Here is an 18,967-nt window from a genome sequence, read left to right on the forward strand (position 1 = left end):
GACAGGTTTTTGAAACCTGTCAGGTCTCTTTCTACTACCACACCACTCACCATCCATGTACAATCAAGCCATTCAACTTTACTTTTCAGGGGTAAAAGCTGCCGCCCGCTTCAATCCAAAAGCCAAATTATTGATAGAGGGACAGAAGCAGGCATTCTCTATCCTTCAGGAAAAGATTGATCCGCAGGCCGATTACCTTTGGTTTCACGCGGCATCGCTGGGGGAATTCGAGCAAGGCCGCCCCATCATCGAGGCAGTTCGTCAGTCGCACCCCAACTACAAGATCCTTTTGACCTTCTATTCTCCATCGGGCTACGAAGTTCGGAAGAACTATACGGGTGCAGATGTGATTTGTTATTTGCCAGCCGATACCCGGGCGAATGTGAAACGATTTCTCGACATCGTGCGTCCAAAGCGGGCATTTTTCATCAAATATGAGTTTTGGGCGAATTACCTCAACGCACTCAAGCAACGAGGCATCGAGACCTATATCATCTCTGCTATCTTCCGTGAAAAGCAGGCTTTTTTCAAACCTTACGGTGGTTGGTACCGCAAGTTGCTGACCTGCTTCAACCATTTGTTTGTGCAGGACGAGCAATCGCGCCAATTGCTGGCATCGGTTGGGGTAACGAACGTGACCGTTTGCGGAGATACCCGCTTCGACCGCGTGGTGGACATCATGAATCTGGCGAAACCGCTTCCGGTGGTAGAGCAGTTTGCAGACCGGTTTACACTCGTGGCGGGCAGCTCCTGGCCCAAAGACGAAGATATTTTCATTGAATATTTCAATAATCACCCGGAGATGAAGCTGATCATTGCCGCCCACGAGATACACGAAGAGCATCTGGCGGGTATCATTGCCAAACTGAAACGCCCTCATGTGCGTTACTCGGCAGCGACGGAGGAGAATATCGCTGCGGCGGATTGCCTCATCATCGACTGCTTCGGACTGCTCTCGTCCATCTATCGCTACGGTCAGGTGGCTTATATCGGCGGGGGATTCGGGGTAGGCATACATAATGTGACCGAGGCTGCGGTATATAGCGTGCCGGTGATCTTTGGCCCCAACTATGATAAGTTTCGCGAGGCACGCGAGCTGATTGCCTGCGAAGGAGGCTTCTCTGTGGCCGGCTACGACGCTTTTGCCGAGTTGATGGACCGTTTCCTCACGGACCATACCTATTTGTCTCTCTCAGGGAAATATGCCGGAGAATACATTCACAAAAATACGGGAGCTAAACAGGCGATTCTGGATTTTGTGAAGTGGTAGTCTTCAGATATAATTGAATGCAAAGGCGCAAAAATGCAAGGAGGTTTGATTCCTTGTGTTTTTGCGCCTTATATTTTCTTTGGAAACAGGTTTATCTGGCTACTGACAATGGGTTACCTTGCAGGTGATAAATGCTTACCTTGCGGGTGACAATTGACTTCCTTTCGGGTGACATATACTTACCTTTCGGGTGACAATTGATTACCTTTCGGGTGACATATACTTACCTTTCGGGTGACAATTGATTACCTTTCGGGTGAGATATGTTTACCTTTCGGGTGACAATTGATTACCTTGCGAGGGAGTTATGGTTACCTTGCGCCTGACAATTGACCACTTGGCTACTGACAATTGGCTACTTGGCGACTGACAATTGACTACTTGGCGGGTGACAATTGGTTACTTGGCGACTGACCATTGACTACTTTTATTGAGTATTTGGGCTACCACAAGGGAGCGCCCCTACGAATGACAACCGATAATTGGTCAATTGGCTTATGTGAATTTTTATTTGTCTGTATCATTTCGAGCATTTATTCTCTCTCATATTTACATTTGCCAGGGTAAATGATGCTATGCATGACAAGACCCGGAATGTTTTCATCATCTTTTACGGGCAGGCGTTTGCTGATTAATCTTAACCGTTGAACGGAACAGCCAACATTCCTGTTTAATTTACATACCACTAAATGCGGCAAACCATGAAAAGCTCATCTTATACGGGGCTAATTATTGCCTTTATCCTGTTACTTGGCTACACAGCACGCGTTCATGCCCTCGACCATGACCTGTTACGGAAAGAGATTAGTCTGCACTTTGGAGCGTTCAGCCCAATTGTTCCGGAGCATTACCCAACCTTTTGCCTGCCTTCCACCCGCGTTGAATTCTCCTATTTCATCTATAACGGATGGGGACTTCGTTCGGGTTTCCGGTTTACCAATTCATTTCCTGGCTGCCGGTCCATCTATTCGGTTCCGCTTCAGGTCTGTTACCGCACCAATTCGTTTACATTTGACCCCAATGAAATGGAGACTGAGAATCTGGGGGAGTCTATGTTCTATTCCTTTATGAGCCTAATGCCCATTAATTTTGAGTTCAACGGGGGCGTGAATATGGGTTACGCCGACACCCGTTCTGTCAGTAGAGACCCTGTAACGCATCTGACTTCGCAAGAATCTTATTATGGAGTCTATCAGAATATATACAACACACTTAATGCCGGTACCCGGATGAATTTCCAGATTTGGCACTTTAACCTGTTCTTTGACTATCAGCTAAACTATTTGCCCACCCGTAACTTCTCCTTTTACAGCAATTATGGTAAGGCAAAGGGATACTCCCCAACGTGGCTTAATGAGCTCTCCGGCGGATTGCAATTGAGGTTCTGAAATGAAATAGCAAAGGCGAACAACCAGTATAGGGAGTTCGCCTTTGTCATTTATCTTATTGCTTCACCCCGTGAATCAGGTCACGGCGTGAAGGGAATGTTACTATTTATATATCCGGTCAAAAACCTTCTTCTGCGGTGCGGTAAGCAACGAACGAATCTTGTTTCGATAAACAGCTTCCTGTCTCATTCGCTTAGACTGCAAACTCCGGATTTCGGCATTTGCAGTGGCAAGGGGCTCGTTTTGCAGGGTCTGAAGCTTTTGATTCAGGACAGAAAGCCTGTTATCGATTTGCTTCAATCCGCGATCCCGGTTCTTTTCAAGAGCAAGTATTTTCCTCTTCTGAGTCGCATTCAGATTTGGCAGTTGTGTCGTTACCGAGTGGTGCTGCTGAAGCAGACTTTTCCTTGCGCTTTCGATGGCATCCTTATGCACATCGTCGTACAATACGGGCTTTTTTGACGGTTGCTCAAGCGGCTTGCCTACCTGTGCGAAGGAGACCTCAGAACCGACCAGCAGAATGCAAATTATCAACGCGTGAATCGTTTTCATATCAATGCTATTTGATGAACCCGTTAATGTTTTGTTTTTTATACAGGAGCCCTCCACCGAACCGCTTGAAGTCAGCACCGTTCTTAAACGGTGTCATTGGCACAACTGCAGAACGCGCTGCAACTTTACTTACACCGGTGATTTGACTGATTGCAGTGGCCAGAAGACCTTCGTTTGTATCACCCAATTGAGTATCCAGATAGTCATATTTATAAGAATCAGGAGCAAAACCATTGGTAAAGTCACTCTGATGGTTAGCATTGAAATACTTCAGGATAATCGGCATAACAGCCCACTTGTTGTTTTTATTTTTATCATCATTGACCAATGTCGAACCCACATTCTTACCGATGGTAGTATCTCCAATCAACACAACAGATGTGAATGGCTTCAATCCATTAATCACCATTTCACTGGCTGAAGCGGTATTTTGACCTGTAAGAACAAAAACACGTTGCAGGTTATTTCCTACGTTCTGCACAGCAGTCTGGTTTATTGTTGTTGCAAAGTAATCCATAAAAGGATTTTCATTTGGGTATTCCTCTTTAAACTTACTGCTATTGAAATATTCTGTGTAATTTGAGTTGTATTCCGTATAAGCAAATGTCTTATTCGAAGTGAGATTCGGTACTATCATACTGGCCAGATTGATTGCCGACGACATCGCTCCCCCACTGTTGTATCGCAGGTCAAGGATGAGTTCGGATATCCCCTGGTTCTTGAATTTGCCAAATGCACTATTCAGCTCCAGATCATATTTCATGGAATTGTCTCCGGGATCATTGGCAAAGAAGTTATAGACCAGATAACCTATTTTCTTATTCGAAACGGTATAAACGGTATCCAGATAGACCGGATCTTCCTGATAGTTGGTTGCTTTGGCTATGGTCTGTGGATTCTGGTTTACAAAGATCCCATTTTGAATATTGGCAAATGTGATATTGACGCTGCCCGATTGATCAAAAAAGGTATTAATCAATGAGGAATAGTTGTCAGTCGTAAGCTGCTGATTGTTGATCTTGCGGAACATACTCCCTCGCTTAATACCGGCTTTTGCAGCAGGAGTCCCTTTTTTCACATAGGAGACAATCCCAATAACATTATTATTGAGGTTATTTTCCAGATACAATCGAAAATCAAACCCAATATCCGACGATGAAATTCCATTTAACTGATTGGCAATCTCATCATAACTTTCAAAAATGTGAGAAAAGCGGTCATTCTTATTCCTTAAGGTCTCAAAATAGGTGGTCGGATTATCGTTTGACGTCTTCAGGGTTGGCAACGAAGTATTCCAATAATACAATTCAGACATCACATCGTAAACCCAACTATTTACATCGGAATTACTAACCACTACATTATCTTCATGCCCCTTACATCCAGTTAGGGCAATAAAAAACATCAATCCATAAAGTAATTTCTTCATGTTGTTACTATATTTTAGTTTATATTCTGCGAATATAAAGCATGTATTTGCAAACAACAAAATATTACGTCTGTTAATTATCATATAATCATAAGAAAACTTTCAAGTCGATTGGGCAAAGGTGATCCAATACAATCTTATCGTAATCGACCATTTATAAAATGAAAAAGCGGTTTTCAGCATATATTTGCCGAAAACCGCTTTGTATGTTAAACCCGAGTGTACTATTAATAAAACTCAGGCAATTGATAAATCACACCAAAAGAAAGAGTAAAGGAAGTATCAAATTTTCTTTTCCCTGCAGACATGCCGTCAAATGACTGGGGCAAAATAGTCGCAGAGAGATCACTAAAAACAGAGAACTGATCAGATACTAAATAGCTAACTACCGTTCCTCCTTTTACTGTACCATAGAAAGCAGAAGGTATCTTAATATATTCAGTCTCTTTAGAGGAAACTTTCGCCAATCCCAAACCTGTATACAAGGACCAGTTCCAGTTGGTTTCATATGCAAAATCATCGTAAAAGCTCAACGGATTAACAAAGAGATCAACATGAGTTTCCAAATAGCGCATATCCTGATAATAACTATGATAATAGTCATGTAAGTTCCAGGTACCATCAGGGTTTTTTCCTATACAATCCCACCCTTTAAGATGAAATCCGTCCAGTTTCATTCGTATACCCCATGTCTGGTTAAACCAATAACCTACCTGCAAATTAAGATTTGGTTGTAGTAGTTTGGATATGCCCCCAGGCACAGATCGATCATTTTCACCCATATAGAGACTTGTACCGGTACCTGCACCTACAAACCAATAGTTTATGCCGTTGTAACGTCTTGCAAACTGCGCATTCAGATCGCTAATATGACAAAAAATAATAACTAGAAATATGACCAGAAATGATTTATTCATATATTAAAATGTTTCATAGAACAAGAAGTAAAATACAATGGATACAGAGAATGGGACCTTATGAATATTCACTATCTTTTTAATGTTAAAAGCATCATCAGAGAAACATAACCCCTTACCTTGACAATCTATTAAAATATTCAACCTGCAAAGCTATAAAATACTTTTAATCAACAACACTTAAGTAAGAAAATCAAAGCACAAAGTCAGCTGATTTAACGAAATCAGACATCTATCAGCCCTGTTATCCGGTAAAGACAATCAAAAAGTTTGCAAAAGGGTGAAAAACAAAACAACCACCCCAACTTTGCTGTTTTAATCCCACAACTGATTAAAAACAAGAATTATGAGAACCATTCTATTCATCACTTTTATTATGTCAATGGGAATATTATCTGCCACGAATTACGAAACCGACACCTTTAAGACAAAAGACGGTCATACGCTTACCATAGAGTTTATCAAACATGGAAGCCTGTCAATAAGTTTCGAAGGCCACATCATCCAGATTGATCCGGCAGGTATGTTTGCTGACTACAACAAGATGCCCAAAGCTGACCTGATCCTGATCACTCACGAACACCCAGATCATTTCGACGCCAAAGCTATCGCTACTCTTGAAAAAACCGGTACAAAAATCATCACCAATGCCTCAACCCGTAAGTTGCTTGGCAAAGGCATCGTTATGAAAAACGGAGGTAAACTGAAACCATTCCCTTACCTTCAATTAGAAGCTGTACCAGCATATAACACAACCACCGGACGGGAAAAGTTCCACCCCAAAGGGCGTGATAACGGCTTTATCCTTACTATCGGCGGACTTCGTATTTATATCGCCGGCGATACCGAGGATATTCCCGAAATGAGTCAACTGAAGAATATCGATATCGCATTTCTACCCGTCAACCAGCCCTATACCATGACGGTCGATCAAGCGGTTAAAGCGGCAAAGATCATTAAACCACGCATACTTTATCCGTATCATTACGGAGAAACCAATGTAAAAGAGATTGCACAGAAACTAAAAAGCGAAGCTCCGAAAATTGAGGTTCGTATCAGACAAATGCAGTAATTAAGATTAACATGACACTAACTTACATATTCCACAGCGGATTCGCCATCACCGGTGAAGGCTACACCGTCATTATCGACTATTTTATGGACGCCCCGGACAATCAAAACCGGATGATCGTGCATGATATTTTGTTGAAGCGGCCCGGAAATATTTATGTATTGAGTACTCATTCGCACCACGACCATTTCAACAAAGAGATCCTGAAATGGAAAGTCATTCGTCCCGAGATCATCTACATTCTTTCCAACGATATCCTGAAAAGGCTAAAAACACCCAAAGATGCTGCTATTTACCTGAAAAAATTGGAAACCTACCAGGATGAAACTATCAAAGTACAAGCCTTTGGCTCGACTGACATCGGTGGGTCATTTTTGATGGAATTAGACGGGAAAAGAATCTTCCACGCCGGCGACCTCAACAACTGGCACTGGAAAGACGAATCTACGAAAGAAGAAATTGAGAGGGCGGAAAGCGATTATTTTACAGAACTAAACCTGCTGGCTGAATCAGTCCCGGAGCTTGATCTGGCTATGTTTCCCGTGGACATCCGGATGGTAACGGATTATATGCTGGGCGCAGAACAGTTTGTCGATCGTATCCCAACAAAAGTATTTTCACCCATGCATTTCGGGGAAGATTATGCAAGTGCCGCTGCTTTTACAAATTATGGCAAAAAGAAAGACGTTCAGGTTATTCGCTGGAGTCATCGGGGAGAAAGCTTCGAATTATAATCCCAACGATATTACAAGACAAACGAATATAATAAAGGCTTCATCGGGCATTTGCCCGATGAAGCCTTTCATCCTAAAGATCAAAACAAACTTATTTCGCACAAACAACCGTTCCATCCGCATTGAAGGTAACGGTTTTATGCGTTTTATCCAATCTCATAAATACCTTGTATTGAATACTTGCATCAGCAAGGGTAAGCTGCTCAATACGATTCATGATTTTGTAAGTTGAATAGTTGGCTGTAACAGCATCAGATACCGCTGTTGGCACACTGGTGTAAAGAGCTCTCACGGCTTTCATCAGGAAAGCATAAGAAGATGCATCAAACACTAGTTTGACAGGCTCCGTATTTGTCTTACAAACCATCACTTCTATTACAGCGCCTGCACACAAAGTATCATTTTCAGCGTGAATTACAGTATAACCGGAATAGTTGGCTGTAATGTAATCATTGATCAGGATCGGTAATGAATCCACGGCAATAGCGGTGGAGCCGTGAATCTTTTTATCACATTTAAGACCATCTTTCCCACCATGATGTTCGATATCGCCATGACCGCCGGGACCTGGTCTAAATCCACCGATAGAATCACGGGAATGTCTGTCAAGGCTATCGACACTCAGACCGGAACATTTATTGTTGGTATATCCTAAAGCCTTACCATTGGCAGTAATGGTGATTTGTTCACCCGTGCTCAAGGTAACAATTGTTCCACTTGACGATGCTGTCATTGCTGTAACAGAAGTCGCAGGATAATTATTAGCAACATAAGCGGTGACCACATTTGATGCTTCGGTTGAAACACCCGATTGAGAAGAAGGAGCTCCGTCCTGACTACAAGAAGTAATAAATGCCGCCAGGGCAATCACTGGAATAAGAAACTTTTTCATTGGAACTAATTTTAAAATGGTTATAGACTATCATTTACGTTTCGCGCTTGTATTCCTTTCATACAAAATACCACTCCGGTAATCTCGCTGTACATTAACTCCCGAGTAGATTTTTATGATTTGGATGAACAAAACAACTCTAAAGAACAAATACATCTAAGGCCTTGAAATGAACTTGTTACGAAGAATAGCCGAATACACTCTGATCTACCCTACTCTAATTCGCCGGTTCTTTTCAAAAAGTATGATTTTTTATCAGAATGAAGTAATGCAAAGGATACAAAGACCGGACTTTAACCTTTAATCTGTATCAAACCACTTGATTTATGGCTAATTAGCACTACCTTTGCACTCCCAAAATATATAAGCATGACATTTTCAGATTTGAATCTCAATACTCCGTTGCGAAACGCGATTGAAGATCTGGGCTTTACCACCCCGACAACTATTCAGGAAAAGGCCTATCCGGCGGTGATGTCGGGGCGCGATGTGATCGGTATTGCCCAGACGGGTACCGGTAAAACCTTTGCCTACCTCCTGCCCTGCCTTAAACAGTGGAAATTCACCAAAGAGCTTCATCCGCAAATACTGATCGTTGTTCCAACCCGTGAATTGGTGGTTCAGGTGGAAGAAGAGGTCAAAAAGCTGACTACCTACATGAACGTAGTAGTGGGCGGTGTGTACGGTGGCGTCAATATGCGCAACCATGTGGAACTGGTAAATGGCGGACTGGATGTTCTTGTTGCCACTCCGGGACGATTACTCGATCTGGTGCTGAACGGCGTATTGAAACTGAAAAATATCAAGCGACTGGTCATTGACGAGGTGGATGAGATGCTGAATCTCGGTTTCCGCCCGCAATTGATCCGCGTGCTGGATTTACTTCCATCTAAACGGCAGAACCTGATGTTCTCTGCCACACTGACCGAAGATGTAGAGGAAATTATTCACGACTTCTTCAACTCTCCGATGTATATTGAGGCGGCTCCAATGGGTACTCCGCTTGAAAACATCGACCAGGTTTGCTACCATTTGCCCAACTTCTATACCAAGATCAATCTCCTGGAAATGCTGCTTTCCGGCGAGGAGTTTACTAAAGTGCTCGTTTTTGCAGGCACTAAAAAACTCGCCGATCAGATTTTTGAGGAATTAGACGCTCAATTCCCGGATGAAATCGGTGTGGTTCACTCCAATAAAGCACAAAACAACCGTTTCAATACGGTAAAAGCGTTCCATGACGGAGAAATCCGCATCCTGATTGCTACCGACCTGGTAGCGCGCGGTATGGATATTTCGGAGGTAAGCCACGTAATCAATTTCGATACCCCGGAAGTACCTGAAAACTACATCCACCGCATCGGACGTACCGGACGTGCCGACAAGAAAGGTAAATCAATCACATTTGTGGTGAAAGCGGAAAAGGATTACAAGCTGGCCATTCAGGAACTGATGAATTACAAGATTCCACGCCTGCCACTGCCTGATGATCTTGAAATCTCTACAGAACTGACTGATGATGAATTACCGAAAGTTCAGATGAAGAATATCCTGGTGAAACTTCCTAAAAAAGAAGAAGCCGGACCAGCTTTCCATGAAAAACTGGAGAAAAACAAAAAAGTCAATAATAAGATTCGTCGCTGTGAGCAGATGAAGATGAAATACGGCAAACCCAAAACCCGAGGTCAAAAGCCGAGAGGAAAAAAGAAATAAGATCTCTGTTTCACAGAGGACAACAGAGGTTTCCATAGAGGGCCACGGAGAATTTTCTCTGTGGCCCTCTGTGCTTTTCTCCGGTTTTCTCTGTAAACTTTCGATAATTGCTTCGAAAACATCCTCCCCTCATTTTTTTGGCTTATTTTCGTAAGCTAGAACCTTATCTCTAACCAGACTACTACGTTATGAAGAACATTTACCATATTCTTTTCTTTGCCATTCTTATATTCCTGTCTTTCGAATCCCATGCTAATGCGTATAAGTTCGGGCATATCGAACTGCGTGACGGCCTTTCCGACAATCAGGTCAATTGCATTATGAAGGACCGCAAAGGGTTTATCTGGCTCGGAACACAGACGGGACTCAACCGATACGACGGTTACCGGTTCAAGTGGTATCAGCACGATTTCAAGGACAAAAACTCGCTGACTGACAATTACGTTTCTTCTATACAGGAAGCACTCGACGGAAAACTCTGGATCACGACCCGACTGGGATTAGTGGTATTCGACCCTGTAACAGAAACCTTTGAGCGAGATATGACCAAAATACTAAAACCGATGGGTGTTAATAAACCCGTCACGCAGGTCTATATCGACCAAAAGAAAAACTACTGGCTCTTTACGGCCAACGAAATACTCTGTTACGACATCAAGCTCAGGAAACTTTTATACTTTCAGCAAAATGCACCGGGCGACCTGAGCCGGGGAGTCATACGAAGCATGTACCATCAAGGTAACCGCTATTGGTTTGTCTTTGACAATGGACTGGTCGAAGTGATGGATGCCAATACCAAACTGGTCGTCAAAAGGGACAATTTTATCACTGCGGACCTGCATGGACGCAAGAATATGCTGTTCTTTATCTATGTCGATTCCGATCAGGACGTATGGGTGTATAGCGATGAAACAGCCGTTTATATGTATAAAAAGAACGAAAACAAATGGCATTACCTAAGCACCATCAGCCCGGATCTTCACCTCAACAACAACGTGATCAAGCAGATTACGGAGGAGCGAAACGGGATTATCTGGATTGGCACTGACCATGGTGGTATAAACATTGTGGACAAAAAAGCCAATACAATCCAATACTTGACCAATATTCCCGATGACCCTCAAAGTATCTCTCAAAACAGCATTCAATACATTTTCCGCGACAATCTGGGGATCATGTGGGTGGGGACTTATAAGAAGGGACTCAACTATTACCACAATAATATTTTCAAGTTTCATCTTGAAGAAGTAGAGCCTTCTAACCCCTTCTCCATTCCATACAATGACGTAAACTGCTTCTACGAGGACAAGGCGGGCAATATCTGGATGGGTTCAAACGGAGGGGGACTGCTTGTCAAGGAGGCTCTTTCAGGTAAATACCGTCAGTACAAAGCCTCCCCAAATGGTCTGGGTTCAAATATTATCGTTTCCGTGCGGGGTGATGCCACGGGGCAAATCTGGGTAGGAACTTTCAGGGGTGGCCTCAACTGCCTGCAAGGAAACCAATTCCGTCAATACCGGCACAACCTCAATGACCCGAACAGCATTTCCAGTAATAATGTGTGGGATATTGCCTTTGATCCGGCAGGAAATATATGGGTGGGAACCATTGGTGGCGGATTGGATATTTTTGATCCGGCTATGAAAAAAATTGCCCATTTAGACGCTAATAACACACACATCAAAGGATGGAACTACGTATCGACATTGACCGCTGATTACCCCTTTATGATAGTGGGCACCTCAGAGGGCGTGTATGCGGTGGATATGCGCACCCGAAAACCCGTCAACCTCTTCCAGTTTGAAGGCACTCAGAAATCGCTGAGCAACACCAATGTCAACTTCGTGTTTAAGGATAGTCGCGGCCTCTATTGGGTGGGTACGCGCGAAGGGCTGAATCTCTATAATATCCGCAATAAACGGTTGCGGGTATTCACCATTGCCGATGGTTTGCCTGACAATGTAATTCAGGCAATGGTGGAAGATCAGGAGCAAAACCTATGGGTATCTACAGTGCGGGGGCTTTCCCACATAATCATTCCCCGCGAAGGATTGAGCGATTCCAACCTCCCGAAGTTTGTCAACTATGATGAAAATGACGGTCTTCAAAATGGACCATTCAACTATAAAGGAGCCTTTCGGACAAGTCATGATGTGATCTACTTTAGCGGAGTCAATGGCATCAACCATTTCCGATTGGAAGACATTAAAGTGAAAGAGTATGATGTTCCCATTGTTTTCACCGATCTTCAGATTTACAATACCAGCATCAAAGCGGGCATTCCCTATAAAGGGAAAGTAATTCTGGATAAAAGCATTACCGAGACAGATAAACTGGTGCTGAATTACAACGATAACTTCTTCTCGATCGAATTTGCCTCCCTCAACTACCGGATGCAGGAGGTAAAACACTATGATTACAAGCTGGAAGGCTTCAATTCGCAGTGGCTGATGACGGACGAAGATGTCCGCAAAGTGACTTATACCAACCTCAGTCCGGGCACTTATACCCTGCTGGTCAAAGCCAATCTCAAACGAGGCGGTTGGGGACAAAGTGCCGCCCGATTGACCATTGTGATCCTGCCTCCCTGGTGGCTTTCGACCTGGGCCTATATCGCTTATATCCTGATGATAATTGCTTCAGTTTGGCTGATCCGTCGCTCCATCATCCGCAAGCATGAGAAAAAACTGGCTTACGAACAAATGAAGATGGAAGCCGAGCATCAGCATAACCTCGATGAGATGAAGCTGCGTTTCTTCACCAACATCAGCCACGAATTCCGGACGCCGCTCACACTGATCCTGACTCCGATTGAGAAAATGGTGAAGACCGCCCGCGACCTCAAGGAGAAGGAGCAACTGGAGATGATCATGCGCAATGCCCGCCAGCTTTTGACTTTGGTCAATCAGGTGCTCGACTTCCGCAAACTAGACATGAACGGACAGCATCTAAACCTCTCACAAGGTGATGTAATCGTATTTGCCAAAGAGATATTCAATTCGTTTACTGACGGATTCTCCAAGAAGAATATCCGGGCAATGTTTGACTCCTCGATTGATGCGCTTTGGGTAAATTTCGACCAGGACAAGCTACAAAAGGTATTGATGAATCTCCTGTCGAATGCCCTGAAGTTTACTCCAGAGAAAGGAGAAATACTAGTGAAAATATCGGCCAACGAAGCCAAAAACGAGGTTGCCATGCTGAAGATCAGCGTCAGTGATACAGGCAAAGGCATTCCGGCTGAGTATCTGGACAAAATCTTCGACCGGTTCTTCCAGGTTCCGCAAAGCGATCTTTCCCAACAGGGAAGCGGAATCGGGCTCCATTTGGTCAAAGAATTTGTGAAGCTGATGGAGGGTGAAATCAGTGTGGAAAGCACCGAAGGCAAAGGTACAACCTTTACTCTCGAACTGCCTTTGAATCTGATTCCGCAAGAGGTGCGTCACCGTATTGAACCTGAAGAGAGTCCCGAAGCTGAATTTGTGACCGAACCGCAAGCCAAAGCGGCCAAAGAAGCTCCTCTGTTGCTTTTGGTCGAAGACAACGACGATTTCCGCCGGTTTATGCGGGATAACCTGCGCGAAAGTTATCGGGTGATCGAGGCTTCCAACGGGAAAAAGGGACTGGAAATGACCATCTCCGAAATACCGGATATGATTGTCAGCGACGTGATGATGCCCGAGATGGATGGTATCGAGATGAGCCGACTGGTGAAAAATGATATCCGCACATCACACATCCCAATCATTCTACTGACTGCCAAATCATCAGAAGAGGCGAAGCTGGAGAGCCTGGAGATTGGCGTGGATGACTACATCACCAAGCCATTTAATCTGGATGCCTTATTATTGAAAATACGGAACCTGACCGAGCATCGTGAAGCCAAACGTCAGATTTTCCAGAAACAGGTGGAGATAGAACCTAGTCAGATCACCATCAATTCACTGGATGAGAAGCTGATTGAGAAGGCGATTAAAATCGTGGAAGAGAATATCTCCAACAGCGAGTTTTCGGTGGAGGAACTGAGCCGTTCATTGGGTATGAGCCGAGTCTATCTTTACAAGAAACTGGTCTCAATCACCGGCAAGACACCTATCGAATTTATCCGTATTATCCGGTTGAAACGGGCCGCCCAACTCCTCGAAAAAAGCCAGCTCTCCATCTCGGAGATTGCCTACGAGGTCGGATTCAACAGTCCGAAGTATTTCAGTAAATATTTCAAGGATGAGTTTGGGGTATTGCCTTCGGCGTATGGGGAGAAAAAATAACCCGACTTTGAGAACCAGATGAATATTTCAGAATATGAGGTCTTTATTCTTTTTGCTAAAGTCGCTGCTTGCTGTTTACGCATTCATTGTAATGTTTTATGCGTCACATTTTTCTTTAGGGTCAACAGAAAGTTGGGAATCATCAATTCGAAATAATTTGTGGGAATTCTTTTTTAGCAGATTACTTTTTACTGTAGTAACAGGGAGTTTATTCCTTCCAATTAGCCTACTATTAAACAGAATGTTTAAAAAATCAGTTCCTTACAAAGGGAAATATCTTTTGCTTGAATTTATTGCGATAGTGATAATTGCATCAGCATTGGTTTCCAAAACAATATTCTGGTATAAGTAATACATCCCGGACAAAGGTCATCCCAAGTCGGACGACCTTTGTCCCAACTGGGACAGCTTCTGTCCTACTTGGGACAGGTCTTGTCCTAACTGGGACGAATGTTGTTCCAGTTGGGACGGAGGGTATCCTAAGTAGGACAAGGTTCGTCCTACTTAGGACAGACTCCGTCCGTGTTGGGACGATCTTCATCCTACTTCGTTTTCACCTTCGGCAATCCGATAACTTCAATCACCACCACCGAATTAATCTTATTCGGTGCCTTTTTAGGCAAGGAGATTCTGATTTGCCCGTTTTTAACGGAGTAATCCAGTATGTTTTGCTGATCATTCATCAGGTAGACCTTTTGAATTGAATTGGTCAGAGTAGGAACCATAAGCACTCCATTTGCAGGCCAGACAAAGAGATGGGCAAAGAGCCTTCCCTCCTTTTTAGTATAAATGCCCCATTTAGGTTCGGTCAGAAACGGACTCCGGGTAGCTCCGCAAAGACTTTCACCGTAAACAGTCATCCATTCACCAATATCCTGTAAAATCGCGGACGATTGCTCCGGGATGGTACCGTCTCCTTTAGGCCCGATATTGAGCAGATAGTTACCATCACGGGAAACCACCTTAACCAATTCCCGAATCAGCATCCTGGCCGATTTGTAGTTATGATCCTTTGCATTATAACCCCAGGATCGGTTCATGGTTTGACAGGTCTCCCACGGACGACCCAACGGTGATCCAGGCACTTCCCGCTCGGGACATTCAAAGTCACCCAAACCAAAACCACGACACACACGCTCATTGACAATCATATCCGGAGCAAGCCTGACCAGATAGTTGTAAAGATCCATTCCATCCACTTTCGTCCACCAACGTTCAGGGGTATAATGATCGGCTTTATATGTCCAGTCGCCATCAAACCAAAACACCGCGGGATGATAGCGGTCAATCAGCTCTTTGAGTTGCGCCTTCATATCGCGGATATAGTCCGTACGGGCCTCTTCCGATTTCATGGTCGAAAAAGCAACTCCGTTTATGCGGCTGATCTCCTGCGAAGGATGTCCCCAGTCGAGAATCGAGTAATAAAGACAAAAACTGATTCCGTTCGCTTCACAAGCATTCTTCAGCTCCATCAGGATATCCCTTTTTCCGAACGACGTAAAGGAGGGCAGGCTGTATATTTTTGTCCCGGAAACATCCCTGAAGCTCTCCACCCGGGTATCCCACATGCTGAATCCTTCGTGGTGTTTTGCCGTGATGACAATGTATTTCATCCCTGCACTCTTTGCCAGACGAACAATCTCATTTGCATCAAACTTCTCCGGATTAAACCGGGCAGAAACCTGCTGTTGGTAATCCTCTTTCGTCCATTTTTCTTTGCTGAAAGCCCATTCGCCATGCCCCAAACAGGAATAACTACCGAAGTGGATAAACATCCCGAAACGGGCATTGTACCACCAGGCCATCTTTGGTGCCATTTCATACTGAGCATTCATGGGCATAATACCTGTTACTGCAAAAATGAAAAGTAGAATAACAGAGACTTTTTGCATATCGCTAAGGTTAGTACATATTTTATTTCTACGTCTTCAACTTCCAATTATTCAATCTGAAGGGAATAGCAGGCAATCCTTCGGAATTGCCCAGTTTGCAGACCGGATTATCTGACCCGACACACCGAACCGCAACGGGATGTAAAAAACCATCGGCGAGTTTAAAATCAGCTCTTTACCCTCTATTTCGTATTTGTCCAATAAAACTTCTGGATTCCAAAAGGGATTATCGAATGAATTATCACATTATAAAGAACAGCAGGATAGTAATGATAGTTCTGTATTTCCGGCAAAGTAGGTACCAGACCTTTCTTATACCGCCACTCCCCTGTCAACGAGACCTTCTCCTATCCATTCGTCAGGTCAATATCTTCTGCCGGAGGATTGAATCCTTCACCACACAACATCGCCATACGAATGGTAATCGTATTTTCACCGCTTGACGATATTCTGAGGAATAATAAAGAATGTGTCTTATTGGTATTCCAGACGTTCCTTCAAATCTCCATCCCATTGAGTAAAATAAGCTTTGTGATGAAGGTAAAAAAAGCCGGACTTTCTAAATCCGGCTTTATCTGTTATGATTTACTTAACTGCAATTTTCAATGTCTGTGAAATATTTCCGGAAGAATTACCCAGTTGCAGGATAAAGTCTCCAGCCTCTACGTTCAAACCTTTCTGGGCTTCATCATAGAATGCCAAATCAGAAACTTTTACGTTCAATTCAACCGTTTTTGATTCACCCGGTTGCAGGAATACCTTATCGAAGGCTTTAAGCTCTTTAGCCGGACGCATCACAGAACAAACCGGGTCACTTACATATAACTGAGGCACCTCAGCACCGTAACGGGAACCTGTATTTTTAACTGTAAACTTCACTTTGATTACATCCTCTTTTCCGTAAGTCGCTTTGTCAGAAGAAAGAGCGCCCAGTTCAAAGTTGGTATAGGAAAGACCGTATCCGAATGGGAACTGAGGAGCTATTTTCTTTGTATCAAACCAACGGTAACCAACCAGAATACCTTCTTCGTAGTTAACATTCAAATCTCTTCCCGGGAAATTACCCAGAGCATGAGCGGGTGATTGCTGTAACGATACCGGCAGAGTAAACGGCATTTTACCGGAAGGGTTTACCTTTCCGCTAAGTACATCGGCAACCGCATTACCGGCTTCCATGCCACCGTACCATGCCCAAAGAATGGACGGAACACGACTCGTGATACCACCCAACTCAAGCGGAGAACCGGCAATAATCACCACCACAGTATTTGGATTGGCTTTCGTCACTTCACGAATCAAAGTCTCTTGTCCGTAAGGCAATCTCATGTGCTGTTTATCAAACGACTCGGTATCGAAATCGTGGTTTAATCCACCGAAAATAATTGCTACATCTGATTTTTTAGCTGCTGCTACTGCTTCATCGATCAGTTTCCAGTCCACTTTATCGGTATTTGACTGACCGGCGTTACTTCCTTCCTTGAAAGATGATTGTTTCTCATAACCCAACGCGTAGTTGATGGTTACGTTTTTGCCGAATTTCTTCTGCATCGCTTCGAGCGGAGTTACTTCGTAGAGCGTCTTGATTTCTGAACTCAGACCACCACCACAATGTTTGCGGGTAGCATTGTCACCGATTACTGCGACAGATTTCAGCTTTGAAAAGTCTAACGGAAGTAAGTGGCCGTTGTTCTGAAGCAATACTGCCGCTTCGGCTGCTGAATTGTATGCTGCTTTCTGATGAGCAGGTGTATTGATTGCTCCTTTTACGCGGGATTTATCGCCCAGCATTTTTGTCTTCATCATAATACGGAGTACATTGGCCACTTTCTCATCAACAACAGATATCGGAACTTTACCCTCCTGTACCGCTTTGATCAACGGATTGGCAAAATACCACTCGTTGTAGTCTTTTTTCTCGGTACCCATTTCGAGATCAAGGCCGGCCAATGCAGCTTTAACAGTACTGTGAGCAGCATCCCAATCCGTCATCAGTACACCTTTAAATCCGAATTCTTTGCGCAGAATATCTCGGTCAAGGTAACTGTTTTCAGTACACCAATCGCCACGAAATTTGTTGTAAGCACCCATAACAGTATATGAACCGCCTTCGATAATTGCCGCTTTGAAACCGGGTAAATAGATTTCACGCAAAGCTCGCTCGCTCATGGTCACATCCACGCTGGTGCGGTGATCTTCCTGATTGTTGGCCAGCCAGTGTTTTACACTTGCGGCAACGTCTTTTGATTGCAGGGCTTTGATGTAAGGAACAGCCATGGCAGAAATCAAAACAGGGTCTTCGCTCATGTACTCGAAGTTACGACCGCACAACGGAGAACGGATGATATTGACACCAGGTCCGAGCAATACATCTTTTTTACGGAAACGAGCCTCTTCTCCAAGCACTATACCGCGTTCATAAGCCAGTTTAGGATTCCAACTCGCAGCCAGAGCAGTCCCCGGAGGGAAACAGGTGGATGAATCATTGGTCCAGCCGGCATAAGCCCAGTCGTGACGGTTAATCTCCGCACGTACTCCATGAGGGCCATCGGATAAAGCCCATTCGGGGATCCCCAAACGTTTTACTCCGGATACGTAGAATTTAGAATTGGCATGTAATAACCCTACTTTCTCCTGTATGGTCATTTTTTTAATTAAGGACTGAATCTTTTGCTCCTGCACATCTTCTTTAGTCAAAGCTTTTTGAGCCTGAGTTGTCCCAATGGTCAATAAAGCCAGAGCAACCAGTTTCAAGAGTTGTTTTTTCATGTTTGAATGATATTGATTTTATATATTATTTCCGTTTTCAAAAGTACTGATATTCGGGAATCTCATCTATACGATAT

General features: G+C 43.8%; 12 protein-coding genes. 6 read left to right on the forward strand and 6 right to left on the reverse strand.

What is annotated here, in order from left to right:
- The first annotated feature begins 55 nt into the window (after positions 1-55).
- Both MLE17_RS05145 and MLE17_RS05150 read left to right on the forward strand, forming a co-directional pair.
- Positions 56-1,270, forward strand: coding sequence for a 3-deoxy-D-manno-octulosonic acid transferase (locus MLE17_RS05145; protein WP_243347684.1), 1,215 nt, complete (start codon positions 56-58; stop codon positions 1,268-1,270).
- Positions 1,271-1,971: 701 nt separating this feature from the next.
- Complete coding sequence (locus MLE17_RS05150; protein ID WP_243347685.1) at positions 1,972-2,658, forward strand: hypothetical protein; 687 nt, start codon at positions 1,972-1,974, stop codon at positions 2,656-2,658.
- 102 nt (positions 2,659-2,760) lie between these two features.
- Here MLE17_RS05150 and MLE17_RS05155 read toward each other — a convergent pair whose 3' ends face one another.
- The 3 genes from MLE17_RS05155 to MLE17_RS05165 form a co-directional block, all read right to left on the reverse strand.
- On the reverse strand, positions 2,761-3,210 hold the full coding sequence (locus MLE17_RS05155; RefSeq protein ID WP_243347686.1) for a hypothetical protein: 450 nt from the start codon (positions 3,208-3,210) through the stop codon (positions 2,761-2,763).
- Between the two features lie 7 nt (positions 3,211-3,217).
- A complete protein-coding gene (locus MLE17_RS05160; protein ID WP_243347687.1) occupies positions 3,218-4,639 on the reverse strand; it encodes a S41 family peptidase in 1,422 nt (473 codons plus the stop codon).
- A 227-nt stretch (positions 4,640-4,866) separates the two neighbouring features.
- Positions 4,867-5,556 carry a hypothetical protein gene (locus MLE17_RS05165; RefSeq protein WP_243347688.1) on the reverse strand — a complete coding sequence of 230 codons (690 nt, stop codon included), beginning with the start codon at positions 5,554-5,556 and terminating at the stop codon, positions 4,867-4,869.
- A gap of 346 nt (positions 5,557-5,902) precedes the next feature.
- Between MLE17_RS05165 and MLE17_RS05170 the strand changes: the two genes are divergently transcribed.
- Positions 5,903-6,628, forward strand: coding sequence for an MBL fold metallo-hydrolase (locus MLE17_RS05170; protein WP_243347689.1), 726 nt, complete (start codon positions 5,903-5,905; stop codon positions 6,626-6,628).
- Positions 6,629-6,639: 11 nt separating this feature from the next.
- Complete coding sequence (locus MLE17_RS05175) at positions 6,640-7,362, forward strand: MBL fold metallo-hydrolase (RefSeq protein ID WP_243347690.1); 723 nt, start codon at positions 6,640-6,642, stop codon at positions 7,360-7,362.
- Between the two features lie 91 nt (positions 7,363-7,453).
- On the opposite strand, the gene MLE17_RS05180 is transcribed toward MLE17_RS05175, so the two are convergent.
- Complete coding sequence (locus MLE17_RS05180) at positions 7,454-8,254, reverse strand: PepSY-like domain-containing protein (protein ID WP_243347691.1); 801 nt, start codon at positions 8,252-8,254, stop codon at positions 7,454-7,456.
- 369 nt (positions 8,255-8,623) lie between these two features.
- Between MLE17_RS05180 and MLE17_RS05185 the strand changes: the two genes are divergently transcribed.
- Together MLE17_RS05185 and MLE17_RS05190 are read left to right on the forward strand one after the other, a co-directional pair.
- A complete protein-coding gene (locus tag MLE17_RS05185; protein WP_243347692.1) occupies positions 8,624-9,964 on the forward strand; it encodes a DEAD/DEAH box helicase in 1,341 nt (446 codons plus the stop codon).
- 188 nt (positions 9,965-10,152) lie between these two features.
- Positions 10,153-14,232 carry a two-component regulator propeller domain-containing protein gene (locus MLE17_RS05190; protein ID WP_243347693.1) on the forward strand — a complete coding sequence of 1,360 codons (4,080 nt, stop codon included), beginning with the start codon at positions 10,153-10,155 and terminating at the stop codon, positions 14,230-14,232.
- Between the two features lie 542 nt (positions 14,233-14,774).
- Here MLE17_RS05190 and MLE17_RS05195 read toward each other — a convergent pair.
- Positions 14,775-16,124, reverse strand: a complete 1,350-nt coding sequence (locus MLE17_RS05195) for an alpha-L-fucosidase (RefSeq protein ID WP_243347694.1) — start codon at positions 16,122-16,124, stop codon at positions 14,775-14,777.
- Between the two features lie 585 nt (positions 16,125-16,709).
- Positions 16,710-18,890, reverse strand: a complete 2,181-nt coding sequence (locus tag MLE17_RS05200) for a glycoside hydrolase family 3 C-terminal domain-containing protein (protein WP_243347695.1) — start codon at positions 18,888-18,890, stop codon at positions 16,710-16,712.
- Positions 18,891-18,967 lie beyond the last annotated feature (77 nt).

The organism is Parabacteroides sp. FAFU027, assembly GCF_022808675.1.
In the GTDB taxonomy this organism is placed as follows: Bacteria; Bacteroidota; Bacteroidia; order Bacteroidales; family UBA7332; genus CAXXIC01.